This is a genomic window from Kordiimonas sp. UBA4487 (assembly GCF_002389025.1).
Lineage (GTDB): Bacteria > Pseudomonadota > Alphaproteobacteria > Sphingomonadales > Kordiimonadaceae > Kordiimonas > Kordiimonas lacus.
This window is the reverse complement of sequence record NZ_DGNR01000010.1, coordinates 24867-48120: the sequence shown is the minus strand read 5'-3', so window position 1 is coordinate 48120 and position 23254 is coordinate 24867. Positions and strand designations below refer to the sequence as shown.

The following is a 23254-nucleotide window of genomic DNA, read 5'->3' as shown; positions in this document are numbered from 1 at the left end:
CTTCCTGCCGTTTTTGCCTTCGCAAATTCCACTGGAATCGTTTCCCTGACCGTCAATTCTGTCAGAAGCTTATCTATGCTATACTATAGCATTCTTCAAGCACCTTTGCGATGAACGGCAAACTGTAGCCGATGAAGCGAAGCGGGGATGCCGGGGAAGCGCACAGAAAAGCACTCGCTTGCACAATTGCGTGATTGACTCTTTCGCTGCTGTCCGGCATACCGTCGCCAACACGTTACGCTGTATGCCCCAATCCGATTTGAACTGGGTATATCGCAGCAACCGTGCGGGAGAGACCAGTTTCCTCTGATGGGTTTGAGGACTGGCGCCGAAGGAGCAACCGCCCCGGAAACTCTCAGGCAAAAGGACCGCACGGCCCATGTGACGCTCTGGAAAGTAGCAATCGCGCGAGCGTTGCTCACCGACGGGGTAAGCCGGCCAGTATTTCGCCGGTCAAATCTCTCAGGTTCCGTGACAGAGGGGGCGCAATTGCCGGATTTTTCCGGTACCATGCGCACGCGGAGGCCAGAGACTTATGACTGACGAGACCCTTCTAAAGACCCCCCTTTATGACATGCATGTGGCCGCTGGCGGCAAGATGGTTCCGTTCGCGGGCTATGCCATGCCTGTTCAGTATCCGCTCGGCATCATGAAAGAGCATGAGTTCTGCCGCGCGAAGGCGGGTCTGTTTGACGTCTCGCACATGGGCCAGTGTTACATTCATTCCAAAGACGGCAGCGACCCTGCCGCCGCGATCGAGAAGATCATGCCGGGTGCGCTTCAGGTGCTGAAGCCGGGCAAGATGCGTTACACGCTGCTACTGAACGATGAAGGCGGCATCGAGGATGACCTGATGGTCACCCGTACGCATGAACCAGAGGGCACGCTGTATGTGGTTGTGAATGCGGCGTGCAAAGACAAAGACTATGACATTTTGGAAGAAAAGCTCGGCGACCTGATCACGGTTGAGCCCCTCGAGGACCGCGCGCTGATCGCGCTGCAGGGCCCGAAGGCGGAAGAGGTTCTGGCGTCGCTCGCACCTGAGGCTGCCGAGCTCGGCTTCATGGAAGCAACCGCCATCACGCTTGAGGGCGTTGTGTGCTGGGTATCTCGTTCTGGCTACACCGGCGAGGATGGTTACGAGATTTCAGTACCCGAAAGTGAAGCCGAGGCGCTGTGCAAGCGTCTGCTGGCCAGCGACGATGTTGAATGGATCGGCCTTGGCGCACGCGACAGCCTGCGCCTTGAGGTTGGCCTGTGCCTCTCGGGCCATGATTTTGACGCGGGCGTAACGCCTGTGGCCGCGAACGTGACCTTCGCCATCGGCAAGAAGCGCCGCGAGGCAGGCGATTTCGTGGGCGCTGACCGTATCCTCAAGGAACTGGCGGACGGTGCCTCAAGCTCTCGCGTGGGCATTCTGCCTGCGGGCCGCGCGCCGGCACGCGAAGGCACCATCATCGCCGACATGGAAGGCAATGAGATTGGCAAGATCACCTCTGGCGGCTTCGGCCCCACCTTTGGTGGCCCTGTTGCCATGGGCTATGTCCCGAAAGCATATACGGAAGTGGGCACAGATGTGCAGCTTCTGATCCGCGGCAAGGCCCATCCGGCCAAGGTCGCTAGCACCCCATTTGTTGAGCAGCGCTACAAGCGCAAGCAAGTATCTTAAGCCTGGATTTGGAGGATAGGCGCATGTTGAAATTTACTGAAGAGCATGAGTGGCTGGAAGTTGAAGGCGAAATCGCAACCGTTGGTATTACCGACTATGCGCAGAACGCCCTTGGCGATGTTGTGTTTGTAGAGCTGCCAGAAGTTGGCGCAGCTTACGAAAAAGGCGACGAAGTTGCGGTTGTTGAATCCGTGAAGGCGGCGTCTGAAGTATATGCACCGCTGGCGGGTGAAATAGTTGAAGTCAACGAAGCCCTCGAAGGCGAGCCTGGCCTGGTGAACAGCGCAGCGCTCGACGCTGGCTGGTTCTTCAAGATCAAGATCGCCGACGCTGGTGAACTTGACGACATGATGGACGAAACGGCCTACGCCGAGTTCATCGAAGGCCTCGACTAAGATTATCTGAGCGCTGGCCGTTGGCCGGCGCTTTTTGTTTGTGAAATGGGAGTTCGGCGCATGCGCTACTTGCCGCTAACCGCCACCGACCGGCAGGCAATGCTGGATAAAATCGGTGTTCGGCATATTGATGAACTGTTCAAGGATATCCCGAATGATGTCCTGAACCCGGAAATTGATCTGCCTCGCCACAAAAGCGAGATGGAAGTGGAGCGCTACCTGTCGCGCATGGCCGCCCAAAACACGGCTGCGGGCAGCGTGCCGTTCTTTGTTGGCGCAGGCGCCTACAAGCACCATGTGCCAGCAACTGTCGATCACATGATCCAGCGCGGTGAATTCCTGACGGCCTACACGCCGTACCAGCCGGAAATCGCGCAGGGTACGCTGCAGTATATCTTCGAATTCCAGACGCAAGTCGCCCAGCTGACGGGCATGGATGTGGCCAACGCCTCCATGTATGACGGCTCTACCGGTTGTTCGGAAGCCGTTATGATGGCGCGCCGCGTGACGCGGAAAAAGAAAGCCATTCTGGCTGGTAGCCTGCATGCACACTATGCCAGCGTGGTTGAGACCACTACCCAGTTTACCGACGACGTGATCGAGCGCCTGGCGCCAAACCCGGCTGACCCTGAGGCCGAACTGCAGGCCGCGATTGACGCCATTGACGCTGACACCAGCTGTGTGGTGTTCCAGAACCCGGGCGTGTTCGGCAGCGTGCTGGACCTGCGCCCTCTGGCAGAAAAAGCGCACGAGAACAAAGCGCTTCTGATTGTGGTTGTCACTGAAGTGATGTCGCTGGGCCTGATCGAAAGCCCGGGCGAAATGGGCGCGGATATCGTGGTTGGCGAAGGCCAATCCATCGGTAACGGCCTCAACTTCGGCGGCCCTTACCTTGGCCTGTTTGCCACCAACCAGAAGTTTGTGCGCCAGATGCCGGGCCGCCTGTGCGGTGAAACGGTGGACGCTGACGGCAAGCGTGGTTTCGTGTTGACGCTTTCAACGCGGGAGCAGCATATCCGTCGCGAAAAAGCCACCTCGAACATCTGCACCAACTCGGGCCTGTGTGCGCTGGCCTTCACGGTTCACATGACGCTCCTGGGCGAAAAGGGCCTGCGCGGTGTAGCTCTGGCGAACCACAAAGCTGCGGTTGACCTGCGCGATGCCCTGAAGGGCGTTGACGGTGTGGAAGTATTGAACACCACCTTCTTCAACGAATTCTCTGTGAAGCTATCGAAAGACGCCGCTGGCGTTGTTGATGCGCTGGCTGACAAAGGCATCCTCGCTGGCGTGCCGGCGTCGCGCCTCTATCCGGGTGCAGGCCTTGATAATGTGCTCATCCTCGCGGCCACGGAAACCGTAAGTGCAGACGATATCGACGCCCTCGTGGCTGGTCTGAAGGAGGTCCTCTAATGTCCATGAATAATCAAGGGCGGCCGACCTCTGCGGGAGCCGCGACTGAAAACACAGATTTCGAAAGCTTCTCCGGCCACAAGGGCCTGCGCCTTGCCGAGCCGCTGATTTTCGAGCTGGGTTCAACAGAAACCACTGGCGTTGACGTGCCTGAAGTGGGCGAGTTCGAGATGGCTATCGGCGGTCTTGAGCGTACGTCGGAAATCGGCTGCCCAGGCCTGCCCGAGCCCGACGCTGTGCGTCACTATACCCGCCTGTCGCGCCGCAACTACGGCATCGACATGGGTGTATTCCCGCTTGGGTCCTGCACCATGAAGCACAACCCGCGTCTGAATGAAAAGATGGCGCGCCTGCCTGGCTTCGGCGACATCCACCCGCTGCAGCCGAAATCCACCGTCAAAGGTGCGATGCAGTTGATGGACGAACTGAGCCATTGGCTGTGTACGCTCACGGGCATGCCCGCGGTGGCGCTGAGCCCAAAGGCTGGCGCCCACGGTGAGCTTTGCGGCGTGATGGCCATCCGGTCAGCGCTTGAGGCCCGCGGTGATGCCCGTGAGGTGATCCTGTGCCCTGAAAGCGCGCACGGCACCAACCCGGCAACCGCCGCTTTCTGTGGTTACAAGGTGAAGGCGATCCCGGCCAAGGATAACGGCCGGGTTGATCTTGAAGCCCTCAAGGAAGCGCTGGATGACACCGTCGCGGCCGTGATGCTGACCAACCCGAACACCTGCGGACTGTTCGAGAATGAAATCCGCGATATTGCGGACGCCATTCACGCAGCCGGTGCCTTCTTCTACTGTGACGGCGCCAACTTCAACGCCATCATGGGCAAGGCCCGTCCGGGTGATCTGGGCGTGGATGCCATGCACTTCAACCTGCACAAGACCTTCTCCACGCCGCACGGCGGTGGCGGCCCGGGTTCCGGTCCGGTTGTCTTCTCTGACGCGCTGAAGGCTCACGTGCCTGTGCCGTTCGTTGTGAAGACCGATGATGGCTTCGATCTGGTTGAGGATGCGGACGACAAGTCCATGGGCCGTCTGGTTGCTTACCACGGTCAGATGGGCATGTATGTGCGGGCGCTTTCCTACATGCTCAGCCACGGTTCTGACGGTATCCGTCAGGCGGCGGAAGATGCGGTCCTGAACGCCAACTATGTGCTTGCGTCACTGAAGGACGTGATGACTGCGTCGTTTGAGGGCCCATGCATGCACGAAGCGCTGTTTGATGATCGTTTCCTGAAGGACACAGGCGTGACCACGCTAGATTTCGCCAAGGCGATGATCGACGAGGGCTATCACCCGATGACCATGTATTTCCCGCTGGTGGTGCACGGTGCCATGCTGATCGAGCCGACCGAAAGTGAAAGCAAGTTCAACATGGATCAATTCATCGCCTCCATGCGTGGGCTCGCAGGCGAAGCCAAAGGCGGCAACGTGGACCGCTTCAGTGGCGCGCCTTACCATGCACCCTGGGGCCGGCTGGATGAAACGCAGGCGGCGCGCAAGCCAGTGCTGCGTTACAGCCCTGAAGAATAAGCTTAATTTCAGCTTTTAAAGGCAATACTGCCCGCCGGGGATTGATCCCTCCGGCGGGCAGTTTTCTTTGACGTTTGGTCGAATGGTGATAACTTCGACGGCAGTCGGGGACAGGAGGTTCTGTGAGTAAACGCATTCTGGTTATTGATGATACGGCTACGACCCAGCAGACGTTGGCGCAGCATTTGCCGGCCAGTGACTATATGATTTCAGGGGTATCGGGCGGCGACCAGGCTGTTGAGCTCCTGAAGACAGAGCGTTTCGATATTATCGTTACTGTCATCGACGTCCCGGGCATCAAGGACTATGGCATCCTGCGGATTATCTCGGACCTAGATTGGGACCCGGGCGTGATCCTGTTGAACAATCTGGATGCGCGTGCCAACCAGGAAGCGCGCGAACAGGCCATGGCCTACAGCGTCAATGTGCTGGGCACGCTCTCAAAACCCATCAATGCCGGTCTTTTGACCGCGGCTCTTGAAGACATTGCCAACACCCGCGCAGGCGTGGCCATGGGCACGGAAACCGTGCTTGAAGAAGCCGAGTTCACCCGAGGCCTCATGACCGACGGACTAGCGCCCGCGTTTCAGCCCAAGCTGGACCTTAAGGCCAAAGCCGTGATGGGCGCTGAGGTGTTCGCCCGCTGGAAAACCCCATCAGGCAGTTTCCTGGGGGCAGGGGCCGTTGTGAAGGCGGCGATCGAGTATGGCCATATGGACGTGCTCACCTACCGCATGATTGAGCTTGCGATGCAGCAGCAGGGACGTTGGCGTAAACAGGGCCAGGAAGTGACCCTATCGATCAACGTGACGTCAGAGAACCTGCGCAAGCCGGATTTTGCCGAAGTGGTCGCGGGGCTTGCTGACCAGTTCGATATTCGCCCTGATATGGTGCGGCTTGAGGTAACAGAGTCTGATTTGGATATTGACGCCAAGGTGCCGCTGCAGGTGCTGGCCCAGCTGCACAAGGATGGGTTTGGCCTGGCACTGGATGATTTCGGTGCCGGTTTTGCGCCGCTTCTGAAGCTGAAGGAAATCCCATTCGACGAGTTGGTGATCGACCGACAGTTCCTGAGCCGCGCTGTCGAGGACGACAAGGCGCGCATCATTCTTGAGAGCGCGATTGATCTTGCTCACAAGCTGGAGCTCAAATGTACCTGTGAAGGCGTGGAAACCGAGGAACATCTCAAGATCGTTACCGACCTGGGCGCGGAGTACGCCCAGGGATATTTGTTCGGCAAGCCTATGTCGGCCGGTGAATTCCTGATCTGGATCGAAGACTTCAAGGACGGCGTGATGAAAGTCCCCGGCATCAGCTAAGGGTTCGACCCCATTGTATGCGGCGCTATAGCAGGGCCGATACAGCGGCTTTCAAGTCTTTTGCCAGCCCTTCATGGGTGAGGCGCTGGCTGTCCCCATCGAAATTATCGAAGAAGCTGGGAACTGAAAGCGATGCCTTGACGTCTGCTGCAAAGTAGGGGGCGGAGCCCACGGCAGCATTCAGGACGGATCCGGCACCGCCAGGGCCAGGCGAGGTGGCAAGATACACAGCCGGCTTGCCCTGATATACTTTCTGTTCAATGCGGGAGGCCCAGTCAAAAGCGTTCTTGTAGGCCGCAGTGAAGGACCCGTTATGCTCTGCAAAGGATATGAGCAGGGCATCCGCACCTGTGATTTTGTCATAGAACGCCTGGGCCACTGCCGGGATACCCAGTTCGGTTTCCCTGTCGATGCTGAAGAGCGGGGCTTCATAGTCGTTCAGGTCAATGACCTCGACTTGGATATCAGGAGAAAGGCTGCGCAGCACATCTGCGGCATGCGTGACCAATTGCTTGTTGATTGACTGTCGGCTGTTCGAGGCTGCAAAAGCGAGGAGTTTCATGGTGATCTCTTTCTTGTCCAAATATGTTTCGTTGGACAAGAGATAGTTTGTTGCTTCCTTGTTGATTAGTGGGAATTTTCGATACATATTGTTCCATAATTGGAACAATATGGCGGCCTCATAATGAATTTGAATGACATGTTGTTGTTTGCAAAAGTCGCGGAAGTGGGTGGCATCTCTGCTGCAGCGACAGCTCTGGGGCTGCCGAAATCCAGCGTCAGTCGCCGGATCGCCGCACTGGAAGATGCCCTCGGTGCAGCGCTGCTGGAGCGAACCACAAGGGTTGTTAAGCTGACGGAGTTTGGCAGAATTTTCCTGCAGCACTGTATCCGTATCTCGGAAGAAGCCGAGAGCGCACAGGCTGCAGCTCATGAAATCATGTCGACACCACGGGGCGTCTTGCGGGTCAGCGCATCCACTGCAATCGGCCAATATCTTGTCGCCCCACACATTGGGGACTTCATGGCCAGTTACCCCGAAATCGATGTGCAGCTTGTGTTGAATAACCGTCGTGTAGACCTTATCGCGGAAGGGTATGACCTTGCCATCAGGGTAGGGCGCCTCGAGGACAGCAGCCTGATCAGCCGGCGTCTGGGCGGTGCACGGGCAATTATTTGCGCGGCACCATCCTATATCGAAAAGCGCGGACAGCCGAAAAGGCCGGAGGATCTTTCCTCGCATACAACGCTTGCGATGAGCGATAGCAACAATGTCACGAAATGGCTGCTCGAAAATACTGCGGGAGACGGTCGCGCCGTCGATCTTGCTCCGCGGCACTGTGTCAATGATTTTACAGTGCTGCGGACAATGGCTGAAGGGGGGAGCGGTATCATTATCGCGCCGGAATATGTTGTCAGGCAGGCGATTGCGGCCAACAAGCTGCGTCAGGTCCTGCCAGATTGGCGAAGCACCCTGATTGACTATTACCTCATTTACCCCAGTCGTCGGGGGCTTACGCGCAAAGCGGAAGCCTGGATCGACTTCTTCGCCGACCGCTTCAGGAAGACATTGGTCAAAGACAAACAATAATATTGCATATGCAATAAATATAATGTAAATGCATCTCTAGGAGAAGAGAGATGCAGCCACACGACAATTTACCGCTGAGCGACTATATCGAGTATCCGGAAGCGGAGATGCGCACCCGCGCGCAGGACTTCTATAACGAGATCAAGCGCCGCCATACGGTGCGGGAATTCTCTGACCGGCCCGTGCCGCGTGAGATCATCGATACCTGCCTGCGCGCAGCGGGGACCGCCCCTTCCGGGGCTAACCACCAGCCTTGGCATTTTGCCGTGATCGGCAGCCCTGAGGTGAAGGCACAGGTGCGCGAGAAAGCTGAGCAGGAAGAGCGCGCTTTCTATAATGAAGGCCGCGCGAGCGACGAATGGCTTGATGCCCTGTCGGCGCTGGGGACAGATGCCCATAAGCCATATCTGGAAAGCGCACCCTGGCTGATTGCTATTTTCGCGCAGCGCCGGGGCGGTGTGGAAGCGGGCATGAGCCGGAAGAATTATTATGTGCCGGAATCGGTGGGTATCGCCACGGGGTTCCTGATTGGCGCGCTGCATCATGTGGGTTTGGCGACACTGACGCATACACCGAAACCGATGAATTTTCTGAACGAGATTTGCGACCGTCCGGCGGACGAGCGCCCCTATATTTTGCTGGTGACGGGTTATCCGGCAGAGGGTGCGACCATCCCCGTGCACGCAACCATCAAAAAGCCGCTTGAGGATATCGTCTCATATCTCTGAGTTGTTTGGCGTCCGTACCTTCACCCTAAGGAAGGTGTGGTGACCAGAGTGAGCGGCTTTAACCTGGCAGGGCAGGGCGTCAGTCCTCCCTGCCTTTTTTATACCAGCGGATCAGTTCGCGTTGGTCGGCTGGCAGATCATTTCCAGCTTCAAGCTGCTTGATAGCCTGGGCAGCCAATAGCTGCTCCGTCTGGTTTTCAATGCGGGCGAGCATGTCAAAAAGCGCTTCTTTTTCAGAGGTGCTGATGGCTGCATCGATGGCGCGGGCCCGCATGTCGATAGCATTCGCGATGGCCTTATAGACCTCAATGCCTTTTTCCGTCAGGACGAAATTCTTGGTGCGCTTGTTGGTAGCATCGGGTTCGACGTCAATAAGGCCGCGGCTTCTGAGTACCTTTGAGGCCCGGCTGACAGTGTAGCTGTCCATCCGGCTTTGGTAAGCGATGTCTGCGCCGTTAATGGGCATGTAGGAGCCGATGTTGATCAGCACCCGCATCTCACGCGCTTCCAGGTCGGAAATTTCACGAATGTGCATGTCGCGGGTCAAGGCCAGCAGGTTGCTGACTGTCGCGATGCGGAAGGGCATATGTCCCAGGAGGTCGAGCGGCAGATCGATCCTGTCGGTCAACCGAAAGACTCGCCTTCTTGCAGCAGAAACATTCTTGTTCTTCATGCGCGCCTTTCCCGTTGCCTGATAAGTGCATTCTGCAAGGACAATACTAAGTATTTGATTTGCCTTGTCAAACCAAAGCGGGGAGCGGCTGTTTCCCTAATGTTTTTCGCTATTGTTCTTGTTTTGTTCTCATGGTAGTATTCTTCTATGAACAAAGCACAACATACAGGCGGTGCATCAAATTCCCCGTGGCTTTCGCGCGGGCGTGGGGCCGTGTCTAATGCGACAGGTCGGTTCGAGGCGCTGAAGCGGGAGCCCGCGCAGGACGGTTGGCTGGGGGAAGAGCCCACCACGCCCTTGCGCACCAGCGTGACGGAAGAGAATGCCAAACATATCCTGACCAAGAACAAGTCGCCGGATATTCCGTTCGATCGCTCGATCAACGCGTATCGTGGCTGCGAGCACGGCTGTGTTTATTGCTTTGCGCGGCCAACTCATGCGTTTCTAGGCCTGTCGCCGGGGCTTGATTTTGAAAGCAAGCTGTTCGCCAAACCGAATGCGGCTGAGCTTCTGAAGCAGGAGATATCAAAGAAAGGGTATGTGGCGAAGCCGATTGCCATGGGCACCAACACAGACCCCTATCAGCCGATTGAGAAAGAGCGCCGCATCACGCGTGAGCTCCTTAAGGTGTTGATGGAGCATGACCACCCGGTGACGATTGTGACCAAATCCCGCCTTGTGGTGCGGGACCTGGATCTGCTGGCCCCGATGGCGGAAAAGGGCCTGGTGAAAGTGGCGCTGTCGGTCACGACGCTTGACCGTAAGCTCGCACGCACCATGGAACCGCGCGCGAGCACGCCGCAGCGACGGCTGGATGCCATCAGGCTCCTCTCGGACGCAGGCGTGCCCACAGGCGTGATGTTTGCGCCTGTTATCCCGGCGCTCAATGATCATGAGATGGAAGCTGTGCTATCTGCCGCCGCCCACGCCGGGGCAAAGGAGGCTGCCTATATCCTGCTCCGCCTGCCGCTTGAGCTGACAGACCTGTTTGAAGAGTGGCTCGACGAGCATTACCCCGATCGTAAAACGAGGGTGCTGAACCGGCTGAAGGAACTCAGGGGTGGTAAGCTGAACGATCCGCGTTTCAAGCACCGTATGATGGGCAGCGGCTTTGAGGCAGACCTGATGCGCCAGCGGTTCTCAAACCTGTGTCGCCGCCTGCGGCTGAACACCGAGAAGCTTGAACTGGCGACCGACCAGTTCAGAAAGCCAGTGCTCAAGGGCGGGCAATATAACCTGCTGGACGCCTTGCGCTGACCTGAGGCTATATTTGAAAGTGAAAAGCCCGGCTTCATGGCCGGGCTTTTGCATTTCTGCGTGCAGTGTTACGCGTCGAGGAAGGCTTAAGCCTCTTCCTCATCCAGCGAGAACAATTCGGCGTTGCCCCCCACGGCCGCTGTGTTGATGGTCAGCGTGTGCTCAGCGGCAAATCGAAGCAGATAGTGCGGGCCGCCTGCCTTGGGGCCTGTGCCAGACAGGCCTTCGCCGCCAAATGGCTGCACACCGACAACGGCGCCAACCATATTGCGGTTGACGTATGTGTTGCCAATGTTCGTCTTTTCAAACAGGTCCTTCCAGCGGCCTTCGAGGCGGGAGTGCACACCGAATGTGAGGCCATACCCCGTGTTGCCAATCTGCCTCAGGACCTCATCCATCTCTGCCGCTTTGAAGCGGATCACGTGCAAGATCGGGCCGAAGTTTTCGCGCTCAAGCTGATGCAGGCCGTCCAGTTCAAAAATATGCGGTGCCAGGAAAGTGCCATTTTCTGCCTCTGGTTCCATGTCGGCCTTGGCGACAAGCTTCGCTTCCTTTTCCATCTTGGCGCAGTGGTCCTGAAGGCCCTTGAGGGCTTCGGCATCGATGATCGGGCCGATGTCTGTTGTCAGCTTGGCAGGGTCGCCGATCACGCGTTCCTTCAGCGCGCCCTTGAGCATGTTGATCACCTTGTCTGCGACGCTGTCCTGCACGAACAGGACACGCAGCGCTGAACAGCGCTGGCCGGCAGAGCCGAATGCAGACTGGATCACGTCATCGCTGACTTGCTCAGGCAGGGCTGTGCTGTCGACGATCATAGCGTTCTGGCCACCGGTCTCGGCAATCAGGGGCGCGATAGCGCCGTCTCGGTCCGCAAGCGTACGGTTGATGATCTTCGCGGTCTCGGTGGAGCCTGTGAAGGCCACGCCGGATACGCGCTCGTCAGCTACCAGCGGTGCCGCAACCTTGACGCCGTCACCCAGCACCAGATGCAGTACATCGGCAGGAACACCAGCCTTATGGAACAGCTTCACGGCATGCCAGGCGACAAGCGGCGTTTGTTCAGCAGGCTTTGCGATCACTGCGTTACCGGCTGCAAGGGCGGCTGCAACCTGGCCCACAAAGATGGCCAGCGGGAAGTTCCACGGTGCAATACACAGGAAGGTGCCGCGACCCGACAGGTGCAGCTGGTTTTTCTCGCCCGTTGGCCCAGGCAGGTCGATTGGCGCGCCGAATTGTTCTTCGGCACGCGCTGCATAGTAGCGGCAAAAGTCAACGGCTTCGCGCACTTCCGCGATAACATCCGACAGCGTCTTGCCGGCTTCGCGAACCAGAAGGTCGGCGAATGTGTCCCGTTCGGCCTCAATGGCATCGCCCATGGCGCGCAGGATTTTGGCGCGTTCGGTGCCGCCCAGGCGGTCCCAGTCCTTCTGGGCTGCTTTCGCGCGAACCGCTGCTGCTTCCAGGTCTTCCTCGCGCGCCTCGCGTGCTGTGCCCACCACTTCAGCTGTGTTGGCTGGGTTGGTCACGTCCACAGGTTCGCCACCCACTTCCATGCCTGCAACAATACTGGCTGCTGCATATTTGTGGGAATTGCGTTCTTCAAGGGCAGCCATCAGGGGCTCATATTGGGTGCGGTCCATAAGATTGCATCCTTTGGAATTCTTGCGTTCTTCGCCATACATATCATCGGGCGTCGGGATCAGCGTGTGGCGAAGGGCCGGTGCGGCCTTGATCGCCTCAATCGGATCGCCGGCGACTTCTTCGACGGGCACTTTCGCGTCCATGAAACGGTTCACAAAACTTGAGTTGGCACCATTTTCAAGCAGGCGCCGCACAAGGTAGGGCAGCAGGTCTTCATGCAGCCCAACGGGCGCATACGTGCGCGTGCGAATGGTATGGCCTACCACCCGACTGGCTGCTTTATACAGAAGCGCGCCCATGCCGTGCAGTTTCTGGAACTCATAGCGCTTGCCTTCCGCCATCTTGGCAATGCAGGCAATGGTGTGTGCATTGTGGGTCGCGAACTGCGGATAGATGGCGTCCTGCGCCTCAAGCATGCGAGCAGCGGTATAAATATAGCAGATATCGGTCGACGGCTTGCGCGTGTATACGGGATAGTCATCAAGACCCAGTTCCTGGGCGTGCTTGATTTCCGTGTCCCAGTAAGCGCCTTTGACCAGACGGACAGCGAATTTGCGCTTGTGTTCGCGCGCCAGAAGGATCAGCCAGTCGATCACATGTGGCGCGCGCTTCTGGTAAGCCTGAACGGCAAGGCCAAGGCCTTCCCAGCCAGCGAGATCCGGGTCTGACGCCAGTTTCTCAAGGATGCGCAGGCTAATGTCCAGTCTGTCGGCCTCCTCGGCATCGATGGTCATCTGAATATCGTACGACTTGGCTCGCAGCGCCAGTTCCTTCACACGCGGGACCATCTCACTCATCACGCGGTCGTCGCTGGTCTCCTCATAGCGAGGGTGCAGGGCTGACAGCTTGATTGACACGCTGGAGCGATCGTGCGGGTCTGCGCCGTCTGCTTTTGTCGCAGTGCCGACGGCGTCGATTGAGTCCATATAGAGCTTGAAGTAGCGATCGGCGGCATCCATTGTGCGCGCGCCTTCACCAAGCATGTCGAAGCTCATCATCTTGTGCTCGGGCGGCTGCTTCGCCTGCCGGGACAAGCCTTCCTTGATATTCCGCCCAAAAACGAACTGCCGGCCCATGATTTTCATGGCCTGATTTACCGCAGTACGGATCACAGGTTCGCCTGTGCGCGACACCAAGCCCCGAAACCATTTTCCTGGGTTTTTGGTGATGGTCTTGTCCAGCTTGATCACGCCGCCGGTTAGCATCAATGCCCAGGTGGAGGCATTGACAAACAGACTATCGGATCGGCCTTTGTGCGATGCCCAGTCACCCAACATGATTTTTTCTGCGATCAGTTTGTCCTGGGTTTCCACATCTGGAACGCGCAAGAGGGCCTCGGCCATGCACATCAGGGCCACCCCTTCCTGGTTCGAGAGGCCAAACTCGGCCAGGAATGCGTCCAGGCTGCCTTGTTCTTCCTTCATGGCACGTGATTGGGCCACAATGGCGGCAGCTGTGGCAGTTGCGTCATGGCGCATCTGGTCATCCAGCGGGAAGTTTTCGATCAGTCCGCTGACGACCTCGGTTTCGTCGCGCAGGTAGGCTGCACGCAAAGACTGCATTGCGCTGTTCCGGTCTTGTGCCGGTGGGGGCGAAATTCGAAGCTTGGCCATACTTGGGTCCCTCTACCACACTTCGTTACATATAATATTTTGTATCCAATTTATTTGTTGGATTTGTCTCCCCCTTAACGCCAAAAAAATGCGCTGGGAAGCAGATTCGTCATCCTTTGGCACAAAGGCTTCAGAAAAGGGGGCTCCGAGCAGTTTTTGGCGCTCTTCGCAGCCTAATTACATCTCACGGTGGTTATTTTTAAGTTATGCGAGATATTGACGCCCGGCAATGATATGTAATACTGTATCATTATGTTGAGAGAATTAGGGACTCGAACAAAGGGGGAGAGTGATAATGTTCAAAAGTTATAAGGTGGCAGTTTTCGCGCTGTTTAGCGTGTGTGTGTCGGCTAGTGCTGCCGGTGATACAAAGGTGCCTGAGCCTTTTCGTGGTGAGGCACCAGAATCCGATCTGACAATCAATTATGATGATCTCACAGGCATATTTGAAACGACGGTGATGCGGGCTGGCCAGTCCGATCGCCGGGAGGCACCGAAAGCGCGTCCGGCGGCAGGCAGCCGCATTCAGCGCGGCAATACCAAGCCAACGAGGCTCGAAGGTAACCGCGTCGACTTTCATGTTTTCCTGGGCGACAATCTTGAAATGATGCGCCGACTGAGGGATGACATCGCGTCAGTCCCTAGTGTTCTGCCACTGAAGGATCTTAGCAGAAATGAACAGCTGGCCTATTGGTTAAACCTCTATAATGTTACGCTGATCACTCAGATCGGGAAGATCTTTCCCGAAACCAACCTGAGGAAATTTTATCCGGAATTGTGGGACGAGAAGGTCATCACGGTGACGGGCATCCCGCTGTCGCTCAATGACATCCAGCACAAGATAGTGATCCCGAAATTCAGGAATCCGCTGGTGATGTACGGCATGTTCCAGGGTATCGTTGGCAGCCCCAATATTCGGCGCAGAGCCTATGAAGGGCGCAATGTCTGGGAGATGCTTGAGCGCAACGCTCGGGAGTTTGTTAATTCGAACCGGGGCGCCCGCTACAAATGGGGGAAGCTAAGGGTTTCGGAGCTATATCAGGTTAATGCAGCGCTGTTTCCTGACTTCGAACGCGACCTTAAGCGGCACCTTTACCAATACGCCTATGCGAGCTTCCGGGACAGGGTTCGCGATGCCAAGGAAATCCGACCAGATATCGATGACTGGTATGTTGCCGACCTGTATGGAGGCAATCGTGCACTCTCAAGTGCGAACACAAATGGTGCAGCGATGCTGATGTCTATCAAGTCCGGTGGTGGCGGCGCTGGCGGTTCCGGTGGAGCTGATGGTGGCAGCATTGAATCTGCCTGGTTCATGAAAATGGATACCCTGAATATGAACCGCACCCGGTTCCCAATTCATGTGGTCGAGTATCTTCACAAGAAGGAAAAACGTGACCGCAAGTCCAGGGTGGGGAATGTTGAGGTGGAGGAATATGACCCGCCATCAGAAGCCGGTACGGACGACAATTAAGGTCGCTTTCCCGCGAACTATTCTGGACGCCTGCCTGTACGCGATGCCTAATCTATGGCTTTCGGTTGGCGGGCGTCTTTCGTTTAGCGCTGTCAAACCAATGGTTTGATGTTGCTTGCCTTTGGTGTCGCAAAAATAATCAAAAAGATTATGAGGAATGGTCGTAGTGGCTATGTCTTGGGTTCATAAGGTGTGCTCGGTCGAGCACGCAGTTGTTATGCCCGGGGACACAGTCGTGTCTTGGGCGCAGATTGTACCGAGTAAGCCTGCAGCGTTTGGGGCGTGTGCAGGCCATCTGTTTTTTCGGTGCGCCGACTTCTGCTATGATGTGGAAGGTTGCGCGATGCGGCAGTTCCCAGTTTTATGCGATCGACCGATTGGCACAGATCGCGCTAGCCGCAGGGAGAGAATAGGGGGATAAGCCTGCCATCGCACGAACTTGGTGGGCGTCCTCAAGCAATGATTAAAAACATGAGGAACCGAGTATGCGTTGCATGACATTTGCCAAGAAGACGGGCCTGGTTGCCTTGCTGGCAATCATGGTGGGGAGCACCACAAGTTTCGCCGCTGATGAGCGCGGTGTAATCGGCCAATTCCGCGGGGATGACCCGAAATCCGAGCTATCGATCAATTATGATGACTTGTCGGCGCTTCTTGAGCAGACAGTGCTTGATACAGGCATGTCCGACCGCAAGGAGGCTAGCAAAGCTCGCCCCACAGCGGGATCGCGCATTATCCGCGGCAGCACGGACACCACCCGGCTTGAAGGTAACAGGATCGATTTTCATTCGTTTCTGGGGGACAATCTGGATGTGGTGAAGGGCCTGCGCGATGACCTGGCCAAAGTGCCAAGCGTTTTGCCGCTTAATCAGCTGACCCGCAATGAGCAACTGGCTTATTGGCTGAACCTATACAACATCACGCTGATTTCTCAGATTTCGGAGATATTCCCGGAAACCAACCTGAAGAAGTTCTACCCCAGCCTTTGGGAAGAAAAGGTGCTGACGGTTGCCGGTACGCCATTGTCGCTTAACGACATCCACCATAAAATCCTGATTCCGAAGTATAAGAATCCCCTGATCATGTATGGCCTGTTCCAGGGCGTGATCGGCGGACCGAACATTCGGCCGGAAGCCTATACTGGCCGTGCTGTGTGGGACCAGCTGAAAGACAATGCGTTTGAATTTATCAACTCAAACCGCGGGGCCTTCGTACGGGAACGTATTCTGCGTGCGTCCTATTTCTATGAGGTCAATCAGGCTCTGTTCCCTGACTTTGACAAAGAAGTTCGTCGCCACTTGCTCCAACACGCCAAACCCCATTTCGCAGACAAGATCGCGAGTGGTTCGAGTGTAGTCGGCACTGGTCAAAGCAATTGGTATATCGCTGACCTTTATGGCGGAAACCGGTCGCAGGGTAGCGCCAATACCAATGGTGGTGCCCTTCTTCTTGCGTTCCGTACCGGCTCAGGCGCTGGTGCAGCGGGTGACTATGGCGGAGGCGCGGGCGGCGCAATTGAATCTGGTTGGATCCAGAGCCTGGATAGCAAGAACATGTATCGCGGTCGCTTCCCAATCCATGTGATTGAATATCTGAACAAGCAAGAAATCCGGAACAAGAAGACCCGTTCTGGCGATGTCACCATCGAAGAATATGACGGTGATCAGCGTATCCGGGGCGTTGACGAAGAAACGGAAACTGACGGCCAATAAGCCGTTTTCCGTGATTGAGAGAAGGGTTCGGACAGATACTGTCCGAACCCGTGACAACCGGCGATATGCGGACCCGTTGTCCTTCAAGAAGGTGGGAGGTCGCCGGACAATGACAGGAAACCGCCCATCAAATGTACTGAGCACTCATGAGAGAAACCACGAACAGATGAACCTCGCCCTTGAACCTGATAAGCCTGATTTTCTGATCCGGCCCGAGGGCGATAGGAGGTTAGAAAATCATGAAACTGCAAAGGCTAATAAGTGCCATAGCTGCAAGTGCTATGGCGATTACAATAACGGTTATATCGTCCGCTGCATGGGCTGGTGAAGAAAAGGTACCTGTCCCCTTCCGTGGCGGCAGCCCAGAATCGGATTTTTCCATCAGATATGATGACTGGGACGCGATGCTTGAGCAAACAGTCCTGGACACGGGCATGTCCGAACGGTTGCAGGCTCCTCGGGCGCGACCGATGGCGGGATCACGGATCATTCGTGGTGGTACAGGTATTTCCCGCCTAGAGGGCAACCGTATAGATTTTCATGCATTTCTTGGCGGTAACTTTGAATTGCTGAGGAATTTGAGGAATGACTTGGCGAATGTACCATCGCTGGTTCCTCTCAAGAGTTTCAATCGTGATGAGCAATTGGCCTTTTGGCTAAATCTCTATAACATTACCCTTGTAACTCAGATCGCAGAGATATTCCCGGAAACGAATCTGAAGAAATTCTACCCCGAGATATGGGATGACAAGGTGTTGACGGTTTCGGGTGTCCCGCTGTCGCTCAACGATATTCACCACAAAATCCTGATCCCCAAATATCGTGACCCACGCATCATGTATGGCCTGTTTCAAGGGGTAATTGGTGGGCCAAACCTGCGGAATGAAGCCTATGAAGGGTATCGCGTTTGGCGACAGCTTGAAGCGAATGCAAATGAGTTCGTGAATTCAAACCGTGGTGCTTTTGTGCGGGAGCGCATCCTAAGAACCTCATACTTTTATGAGGTAAATGCAGCACTGTTCTCGGACTTTGATCGTGATCTGCGCAGGCATATCCTCAAGTATGCAAGCCCGACCTTTGCCGACGAGATATTGGATGGTTCAACGGTAGTAGGTACGGGGCAGAGCAATTGGTATATTGCAGACTTGTTTACAGGTAATCGCGCTAAAGGATCAGCTAACACTAATGCAGGTGCGCTTTTGCTGGCCTTTCGTACAGGTGGCGGTATGGGCTCCAAGGGCAGCTCGGTTAGCCTCTCATCTGATGTGACGAACCATGCCACGAGTGACAATAGCGATCCAGGAGGGTATGCAGGTGGATCTGTTCAAACAGGTTGGACTAATGCTCTGGAAGAAAGAAGCATTTCGCTGACGCGCTTCCCTGATCACATGGTTCAATACCTTCGCAAAATTCACCAGAAGCGCTTGCGTGAGCTTCGGGAAGGCGAAGTTGAGATTGAGGAATATGATACTGAGGCAGAAAACGGATAAGAGGCTATGTGGACATAGGCTTCACACGGTCCAGATACTGATCCGCTAAAGGGGCGCCAAATGGCGCCCTTTTAATAGTTTGGAAGGCGGCTTGGCTAGGCCAGTTCTTTCAGCATTTCCTTGCTGTAAGGCGCGAGGGACGCGTCATCAGCGGCCTTGACCTTGTTGGCCCAGTCCGGGTTTGCGATCAATGCTCGGCCAACGGCCACTAGGTCAAATTCGCCTTGTTCCATGCGGTCCATCAGGTTCGATAGGCTTGCGGGTTTGGCGTCCATGAAGTCCTTCTGGCCTTCTTCCGCGAAGGCTGTGTCCAGGCCCACGCTGCCAACCGTGATGGTGGGCTTGCCAGTCAGTTTCTTGGTCCAGCCTGCAAGGTTCAGGTTGCTGCCTTCAAATTCAGGCTCCCAGAAACGGCGGGTTGAGCAGTGGAAGATGTCCACGCCGGCATCTGTAAGCGGCTCGAGGAACTGTTCCATTTCAAGTGGGCTGGTAGCCAGCTTCACAGAATAGTCCTGCTGCTTCCATTGCGACCACCTGAGGATCACAGGGAAATCAGCGCCGACTTCTGCCCGGATGGCCTTTACGATTTCTGCTGCGAAGCGTGTGCGCCCCACATGGTCGCCGCCCCATTTGTCTGTTCGCTCATTCAGGCCACCCCAGAAGAATTGGTCCAGCAGATAGCCATGCGCACCGTGGATTTCAACGCCGTCGAAACCGATGGCCTTGGAATCTGCTGCCGCTTTGGCGAAGGCCGCGATCACATCGGCGATATCACTTTCTGTCATCTCATGGCAGCGCTTCTTGCCGGGCATCACAAGGCCAGATGGACCATAGCCGGGCACCTCCGGGTCTGGCTCAATGCCCGGGCGACGAACCGAGCCCACATGCCACAGCTGGGGCATTATCTTGCCGCCCTCTTTGTGCACGGCATCCACCACTTTTTTCCAGCCTGCGAGCGCCTCATCCCCATAAATGAAGGGCACATTGGGGTATCCGTTTGCGGCTTTGTGGCCCACGCAGGTGCCTTCGGTGATAATAAGGCCAACACCGCCCGCTGCGCGCCTGCGGTAATATTCCACATTCAGGTCATTGGGTACGTTCTCAGGCGAAAAAGTCCGGGTCATCGGGGCCATGACGACACGGTTGTCGAGCGCCAGGTTCTTCGATTTGAACGGCTCGAACAGGGCTGTGGTGTTTTCACTCATACTTTGTCCTTCACATGGTGTGGGCTGATCTGGCTATTTGCCAGCCCCGTAACAGGTTCTGAACTGAGGTAGCGTGGCGTGACTTTATTTCAAGAATGTCGGCTTCATGCCTGTCATCACACTTCCGTTAGCCTGCTTTCGCAAAGGGCGTGGCTGGAGTATAGACGGGAGTGAAGCAAAACCGGGGAACTGATTATGAAACTGAAGTCTATCTTTGTCGCTTGCGCCGCTGTCGTTCTGGGAGCATTGCCCGCGTCGGCCGACGGCGAAAAAAGCCTTTACGACTTTACGGTAACGTCAATCGATTACACCGAGATGCCGCTTGATCAGTTCAAAGGCAAGGCAGTCTTGCTGGTCAATACAGCATCCTATTGTGGCTATACGCCTCAATACGAAGGCCTTCAGGCGCTGTGGGACGACTACCGCGACAAGGGTCTGGTTGTGGTTGGTGTGCCGGCGAATGACTTTGGCGACCAGGAACCAGGATCAGAAAAGAACATCAAGAATTTCTGCAAGGTGAATTTCCAGGTGGATTTCCCCATGACCAAGAAAATGGTCGTGGACGGCAAGGAAGGCACCGCTGAGGTTTATGAATGGCTGGCCGGCGTACTGGGTGAAGACAGCCGGCCCGAGTGGAATTTCCACAAATATCTGATTGACCCTGAAGGCCATCCGGTAGCCTATTTCCGCAGCAAAGTGACCCCAGAATCGGCGGAACTTCGGGCCGCGATCGACAAAGCGCTACAGTAGAAAAAAATCCTAGGGCTGGCGCTCCAGATATTGGAGAAGAGGTCCGCTCCCTTGAGTAGCCCAATGTTTGAAGGCTTTCTCTAGGTTGAAAGGCGAGGGATAGTCATCTTCGCCTTCTTCATAGCTGTCACCCCCATAATGCACAATGCAGGAGAAGCGATTTCTGAGCCAGCAAGCCATCAGGTAGAAGCTACCAATATCACCGCGTGGGTAGTTAGCTGAATAATAAATAGCGTCTAGATTTACAGTGAGCGCGGTTTTGACTTCGGAACCGTACCTGAACAGCGTCAGTATTCGGTCACGAATGCTGTCTGGAGTTCTTTCTATAGGGCGCCAAGGTATTTGACGTTCATCGTCGTCGGCGGGTTGCAGGAACATGTTCCGCCCAAACGCATTGCAAATGGCCTCTGATGCTTCGCAGATTTCCTCATCAGTAAGCGCTTCGTGCGCAAGCACATACATTTCGGCATAAACCCCCATACTTGCCTCCTTTAGCCGAGTAGTTCCGCGGCGATTTCCTTGAAGGGCCGTTCGTCCAGCAGTTGGGCTTCGGTGACAGGCACCTCACCTGCGATCAACTTCTTGGCATTCATGAATTCCGCAATGCGCCCAATACAGTCAGCGGCGATCATCTTGCCGTCCTTCAGGTAAAAGAAAGCGACAGACCGTTCTGCCGGATTCCCGCGTGTGATCAGCGTGTCATAGCCTTGGCTCAAGCCCGCGATCTGAAGCTTCAGGCCATATTGGTCAGACCAGAACCAGGGCAGGGCATCATAGGACACATCGTTCCCGAGCATATGCTCCACGGCCACTTTTGCCTGATCGACGGCGTTCTGGACCGATTCAAGCCGCATGTCGCGACCATAGAAGGAATGGTTGAACCAGGCCACATCGCCCACGGCATAAATGTCCGGGTCGCTGGTCTGGCAGTGGGCGTTGACCTGAATGCCCTGGGGCAGCACATCCAGATGCGCGCTAGCGGCGAGGTCCGTGTTCGGCACGAGGCCAATACCCACCACGACCATGTCGGCTTCATAGCGGTCGCCGTCTGCGGTGCGCACCGCACTGGCCCTATCTGTGCCCTCAATGGAGGTCACGAGCTTGTCGGTGTGAATCTCCACGCCTTCTTCTGCGTGCAACTGGGTATAGAAATCCGACACTTCCGGTGCCACCACACGACCGAGGATACGGTCTGTGGCCTCAAGCACCGTCACAGCTTTACTAGCCTTGCGCGCGACTGCGGCAATCTCGAGCCCGATATAGCCGCCGCCGATGATGACGATCCGCTTGGCGTGATCAAATTCACCGCGCATGGCGTCTGTGTCCGCCATGGTCCGCACATAATGGATGCCAGCAAGGTCCGCCCCTTTGCAGGTCAACCGACGCGCATGACCGCCGGTGGCGAGGATCAGCTTGTCGTAGGGCAGGGTGCTGCCGCATGCCAGCGATACGGTTTTGGTGTCCCGGTCAACGCTGTTGGCATGTACACCCAGCTTTAGGCTGATGTTGGCGCCCTCATAGGCCTGTTCCCTCAAAATCGGAAGTCGCTCTGCCCCAATATCGCCTGACAGGTACATTTTCGACAGCGGTGGGCGCTGGTATGGCACCACAGGTTCGTCGGTGACCAGCGTGGCGTCACCGTCGAACTTATGTTGCCTCAATGATGTGGCGACCTGGGCGGCCGCATGGCCGCCCCCGATAATCACAAGCTTCATGGGTTAAATCCTCTGAGGGGCAGGCTCTCCGGGCGCCTGAGCCAGTTATCTGCCGGATAGTCGGCCTCACCATCGATCACATGCAGCGTATAGGCGTGGCGCGACTTGTCCGACCGGTTTGCCGACGACATATGCGGGAACAGGCCACCGAAGACCAGTACCGTACCTTTGGGCGCAGGGAGCGGTACTTTTTTGTCTTCTTCGAACGGGAGTTCGTTGAGGATCTTGGTGTGGGTGCCATCACTATTTTTTTCTCGAAGAAAGGCCGACCTCAGCCCGCCTGTCTTGTGCCCGCCAGGGATGCCCCACAGGCAACCATTTTCTTCGGTCGCATCTTCAACCGCGACCCAGAGTCCGAGACAGGTCTCCGGTTCTGTGCGCAGGTAGGTGGCGTCCTGATGGCACACTACTTCCCCGCCGATATGAGGTTGCTTGAAAATATACATGGATTGTAAGGGTATTGGTTTTTTCTGCCCCAATCCCTCGCATATGGCCCTGAAGGCATTTTGACGCGCGAAGGCGTCATAAGTTGGATCCATGTCGTGCATGGCATGACCAATTTTGTTCAGAGCCAGTGGAAGAGGTTTCAGTAGGTTGCCCTCGCTATCGAAGGCTTCCTCCTCAAAAAAGAAATGGGTACCTGCAGCAGAGTCCAGGAAATATTGGTACAGGTCCAGCGTATGCGCCTGGGATGTGGATGAAAAGACAGCCCTGTGGCCACTTGGGTCAAACTCATTGATCATCTCACCCGTGCGTTCGCGCAGGCGGTCGCACATCTCGGCGCTCACCAGGCCGTCCAACACGAGGACACCGTCGCGATCAAAAGCGGTTTTCATTTCGGGGGTGATAGTTTCAAAATTGCGTGCATCAAAACGAGGCAGCATATTCATACTCCATCAAAGCCCGGCCCGCCGATTGGCACATGCCCTACGGAAGTTAATTTAGACCAAGCTTTCGCCCAAAGAAGCATAGGCTGACAGGGTCGTCAAGATGGTGGGGTGGGGTATCTGTTCTTGCGCGCGGGCGGGCGGTGGGCTAGGGGTGATAGACGCGTTCGGTCGCTTATCAATGTCGGGG

Annotated in this window: 18 protein-coding genes, 1 pseudogene and 1 riboswitch; of the genes and pseudogenes, 12 read left to right on the top strand and 7 right to left on the bottom strand. The window is 56.1% G+C overall.

Features of this window, described 5'->3' with window-relative positions; genetic code table 11:
• Positions 1–277 precede the first annotated feature (277 nt).
• Positions 278–381: riboswitch (glycine riboswitch) on the top strand.
• A 154-nt stretch (positions 382–535) separates the two neighbouring features.
• The 5 genes from gcvT (at position 536) to B3Z17_RS05385 (ending at position 6328) form a co-directional block, all read left to right on the top strand.
• A complete protein-coding gene (gcvT, locus tag B3Z17_RS05405; protein WP_286828886.1) occupies positions 536–1669 on the top strand; it encodes a glycine cleavage system aminomethyltransferase GcvT in 1134 nt (377 codons plus the stop codon).
• Between the two features lie 23 nt (positions 1670–1692).
• Positions 1693–2064 (top strand): glycine cleavage system protein GcvH, encoded by a 372-nt coding sequence (gcvH, locus tag B3Z17_RS05400; RefSeq protein WP_068307380.1) that lies wholly within the window; start codon positions 1693–1695, stop codon positions 2062–2064.
• A gap of 60 nt (positions 2065–2124) precedes the next feature.
• The gene (gcvPA, locus tag B3Z17_RS05395; protein ID WP_286828885.1) at positions 2125–3474 is read left to right on the top strand and encodes an aminomethyl-transferring glycine dehydrogenase subunit GcvPA; all 1350 of its coding nucleotides are present in this window, start codon (positions 2125–2127) and stop codon (positions 3472–3474) included.
• Positions 3474–5009 carry an aminomethyl-transferring glycine dehydrogenase subunit GcvPB gene (gene gcvPB / locus B3Z17_RS05390; RefSeq protein WP_286828884.1) on the top strand — a complete coding sequence of 512 codons (1536 nt, stop codon included), beginning with the start codon at positions 3474–3476 and terminating at the stop codon, positions 5007–5009. The genes gcvPA and gcvPB overlap by 1 nt, the downstream gene beginning before the upstream one ends.
• A gap of 122 nt (positions 5010–5131) precedes the next feature.
• The gene (locus tag B3Z17_RS05385) at positions 5132–6328 is read left to right on the top strand and encodes an EAL domain-containing response regulator (RefSeq protein ID WP_286828883.1); all 1197 of its coding nucleotides are present in this window, start codon (positions 5132–5134) and stop codon (positions 6326–6328) included.
• Positions 6329–6353: 25 nt separating this feature from the next.
• Here the strand turns inward: B3Z17_RS05385 and B3Z17_RS05380 are convergent, their stop codons facing one another.
• On the bottom strand, positions 6354–6890 hold the full coding sequence (locus B3Z17_RS05380) for an NADPH-dependent FMN reductase (RefSeq protein WP_068307825.1): 537 nt from the start codon (positions 6888–6890) through the stop codon (positions 6354–6356).
• Positions 6891–7013: 123 nt separating this feature from the next.
• Between B3Z17_RS05380 and B3Z17_RS05375 the strand changes: the two genes are divergently transcribed.
• Together B3Z17_RS05375 and B3Z17_RS05370 are read left to right on the top strand one after the other, a co-directional pair.
• On the top strand, positions 7014–7919 hold the full coding sequence (locus tag B3Z17_RS05375; protein WP_068307371.1) for a LysR family transcriptional regulator: 906 nt from the start codon (positions 7014–7016) through the stop codon (positions 7917–7919).
• Between the two features lie 50 nt (positions 7920–7969).
• Positions 7970–8647 (top strand): nitroreductase family protein, encoded by a 678-nt coding sequence (locus B3Z17_RS05370; RefSeq protein ID WP_286828882.1) that lies wholly within the window; start codon positions 7970–7972, stop codon positions 8645–8647.
• Between the two features lie 79 nt (positions 8648–8726).
• Here B3Z17_RS05370 and B3Z17_RS05365 read toward each other — a convergent pair whose 3' ends face one another.
• The gene (locus B3Z17_RS05365; RefSeq protein ID WP_068307369.1) at positions 8727–9320 is read right to left on the bottom strand and encodes a MarR family winged helix-turn-helix transcriptional regulator; all 594 of its coding nucleotides are present in this window, start codon (positions 9318–9320) and stop codon (positions 8727–8729) included.
• Between the two features lie 198 nt (positions 9321–9518).
• Here B3Z17_RS05365 and B3Z17_RS05360 point away from each other — a divergent pair.
• A pseudogene (locus B3Z17_RS05360) lies at positions 9519–10577 on the top strand (PA0069 family radical SAM protein); the annotation flags it as partial.
• An 86-nt stretch (positions 10578–10663) separates the two neighbouring features.
• Here the strand turns inward: B3Z17_RS05360 and putA are convergent.
• The gene (gene putA / locus B3Z17_RS05355) at positions 10664–13831 is read right to left on the bottom strand and encodes a bifunctional proline dehydrogenase/L-glutamate gamma-semialdehyde dehydrogenase PutA (protein ID WP_286828880.1); all 3168 of its coding nucleotides are present in this window, start codon (positions 13829–13831) and stop codon (positions 10664–10666) included.
• A gap of 295 nt (positions 13832–14126) precedes the next feature.
• Between putA and B3Z17_RS05350 the strand changes: the two genes are divergently transcribed.
• The 3 genes from B3Z17_RS05350 (at position 14127) to B3Z17_RS05340 (ending at position 18507) form a co-directional block, all read left to right on the top strand.
• Positions 14127–15305: a DUF547 domain-containing protein gene (locus tag B3Z17_RS05350; protein ID WP_286828879.1), complete on the top strand. Its 1179-nt coding sequence runs from the start codon at positions 14127–14129 to the stop codon at positions 15303–15305.
• A gap of 485 nt (positions 15306–15790) precedes the next feature.
• Positions 15791–17017 carry a DUF547 domain-containing protein gene (locus tag B3Z17_RS05345; RefSeq protein WP_286828878.1) on the top strand — a complete coding sequence of 409 codons (1227 nt, stop codon included), beginning with the start codon at positions 15791–15793 and terminating at the stop codon, positions 17015–17017.
• A 239-nt stretch (positions 17018–17256) separates the two neighbouring features.
• Positions 17257–18507: a DUF547 domain-containing protein gene (locus B3Z17_RS05340; protein ID WP_286828877.1), complete on the top strand. Its 1251-nt coding sequence runs from the start codon at positions 17257–17259 to the stop codon at positions 18505–18507.
• A 95-nt stretch (positions 18508–18602) separates the two neighbouring features.
• Here the strand turns inward: B3Z17_RS05340 and B3Z17_RS05335 are convergent, their stop codons facing one another.
• Positions 18603–19712, bottom strand: a complete 1110-nt coding sequence (locus B3Z17_RS05335) for an NADH:flavin oxidoreductase (RefSeq protein ID WP_286828876.1) — start codon at positions 19710–19712, stop codon at positions 18603–18605.
• A 195-nt stretch (positions 19713–19907) separates the two neighbouring features.
• Here B3Z17_RS05335 and B3Z17_RS05330 point away from each other — a divergent pair, with 195 nt between their 5' ends.
• Positions 19908–20462 carry a glutathione peroxidase gene (locus B3Z17_RS05330; RefSeq protein ID WP_286828875.1) on the top strand — a complete coding sequence of 185 codons (555 nt, stop codon included), beginning with the start codon at positions 19908–19910 and terminating at the stop codon, positions 20460–20462.
• 9 nt (positions 20463–20471) lie between these two features.
• On the opposite strand, the gene B3Z17_RS05325 is transcribed toward B3Z17_RS05330, so the two are convergent.
• From B3Z17_RS05325 to B3Z17_RS05315, 3 genes are read right to left on the bottom strand one after another with little or no spacing between them, the layout of a single operon-like run.
• Positions 20472–20942: a hypothetical protein gene (locus B3Z17_RS05325; protein WP_286828874.1), complete on the bottom strand. Its 471-nt coding sequence runs from the start codon at positions 20940–20942 to the stop codon at positions 20472–20474.
• An 11-nt stretch (positions 20943–20953) separates the two neighbouring features.
• Positions 20954–22177 (bottom strand): NAD(P)/FAD-dependent oxidoreductase, encoded by a 1224-nt coding sequence (locus B3Z17_RS05320; RefSeq protein WP_286828873.1) that lies wholly within the window; start codon positions 22175–22177, stop codon positions 20954–20956.
• Positions 22174–23061, bottom strand: a complete 888-nt coding sequence (locus B3Z17_RS05315; RefSeq protein WP_286828872.1) for a phytanoyl-CoA dioxygenase family protein — start codon at positions 23059–23061, stop codon at positions 22174–22176. Before B3Z17_RS05315 ends, B3Z17_RS05320 begins: the two co-directional genes overlap by 4 nt.
• Positions 23062–23254 lie beyond the last annotated feature (193 nt).

Bases quoted from the DNA above. Each gene is read 5' to 3' on its own strand.
- B3Z17_RS05315 (WP_286828872.1), bottom strand. From the start codon at position 23,061: ATGCTGCCTCGTTTTGATGCACGCAATTTTGAAACTATCACCCCCGAA.
- gcvT (WP_286828886.1), top strand. From the start codon at position 536: ATGACTGACGAGACCCTTCTAAAGACCCCCCTTTATGACATGCATGTG.
- B3Z17_RS05350 (WP_286828879.1), top strand. From the start codon at position 14,127: ATGTTCAAAAGTTATAAGGTGGCAGTTTTCGCGCTGTTTAGCGTGTGT.
- B3Z17_RS05375 (WP_068307371.1), top strand. From the start codon at position 7,014: ATGAATTTGAATGACATGTTGTTGTTTGCAAAAGTCGCGGAAGTGGGT.
- B3Z17_RS05370 (WP_286828882.1), top strand. From the start codon at position 7,970: ATGCAGCCACACGACAATTTACCGCTGAGCGACTATATCGAGTATCCG.
- B3Z17_RS05330 (WP_286828875.1), top strand. From the start codon at position 19,908: ATGAAACTGAAGTCTATCTTTGTCGCTTGCGCCGCTGTCGTTCTGGGA.
- B3Z17_RS05380 (WP_068307825.1), bottom strand. From the start codon at position 6,890: ATGAAACTCCTCGCTTTTGCAGCCTCGAACAGCCGACAGTCAATCAAC.
- B3Z17_RS05335 (WP_286828876.1), bottom strand. From the start codon at position 19,712: ATGAGTGAAAACACCACAGCCCTGTTCGAGCCGTTCAAATCGAAGAAC.
- B3Z17_RS05325 (WP_286828874.1), bottom strand. From the start codon at position 20,942: ATGGGGGTTTATGCCGAAATGTATGTGCTTGCGCACGAAGCGCTTACT.
- B3Z17_RS05340 (WP_286828877.1), top strand. From the start codon at position 17,257: ATGAAACTGCAAAGGCTAATAAGTGCCATAGCTGCAAGTGCTATGGCG.
- B3Z17_RS05365 (WP_068307369.1), bottom strand. From the start codon at position 9,320: ATGAAGAACAAGAATGTTTCTGCTGCAAGAAGGCGAGTCTTTCGGTTG.
- putA (WP_286828880.1), bottom strand. From the start codon at position 13,831: ATGGCCAAGCTTCGAATTTCGCCCCCACCGGCACAAGACCGGAACAGC.
- B3Z17_RS05320 (WP_286828873.1), bottom strand. From the start codon at position 22,177: ATGAAGCTTGTGATTATCGGGGGCGGCCATGCGGCCGCCCAGGTCGCC.
- gcvH (WP_068307380.1), top strand. From the start codon at position 1,693: ATGTTGAAATTTACTGAAGAGCATGAGTGGCTGGAAGTTGAAGGCGAA.
- gcvPA (WP_286828885.1), top strand. From the start codon at position 2,125: ATGCGCTACTTGCCGCTAACCGCCACCGACCGGCAGGCAATGCTGGAT.
- gcvPB (WP_286828884.1), top strand. From the start codon at position 3,474: ATGTCCATGAATAATCAAGGGCGGCCGACCTCTGCGGGAGCCGCGACT.
- B3Z17_RS05345 (WP_286828878.1), top strand. From the start codon at position 15,791: ATGCGTTGCATGACATTTGCCAAGAAGACGGGCCTGGTTGCCTTGCTG.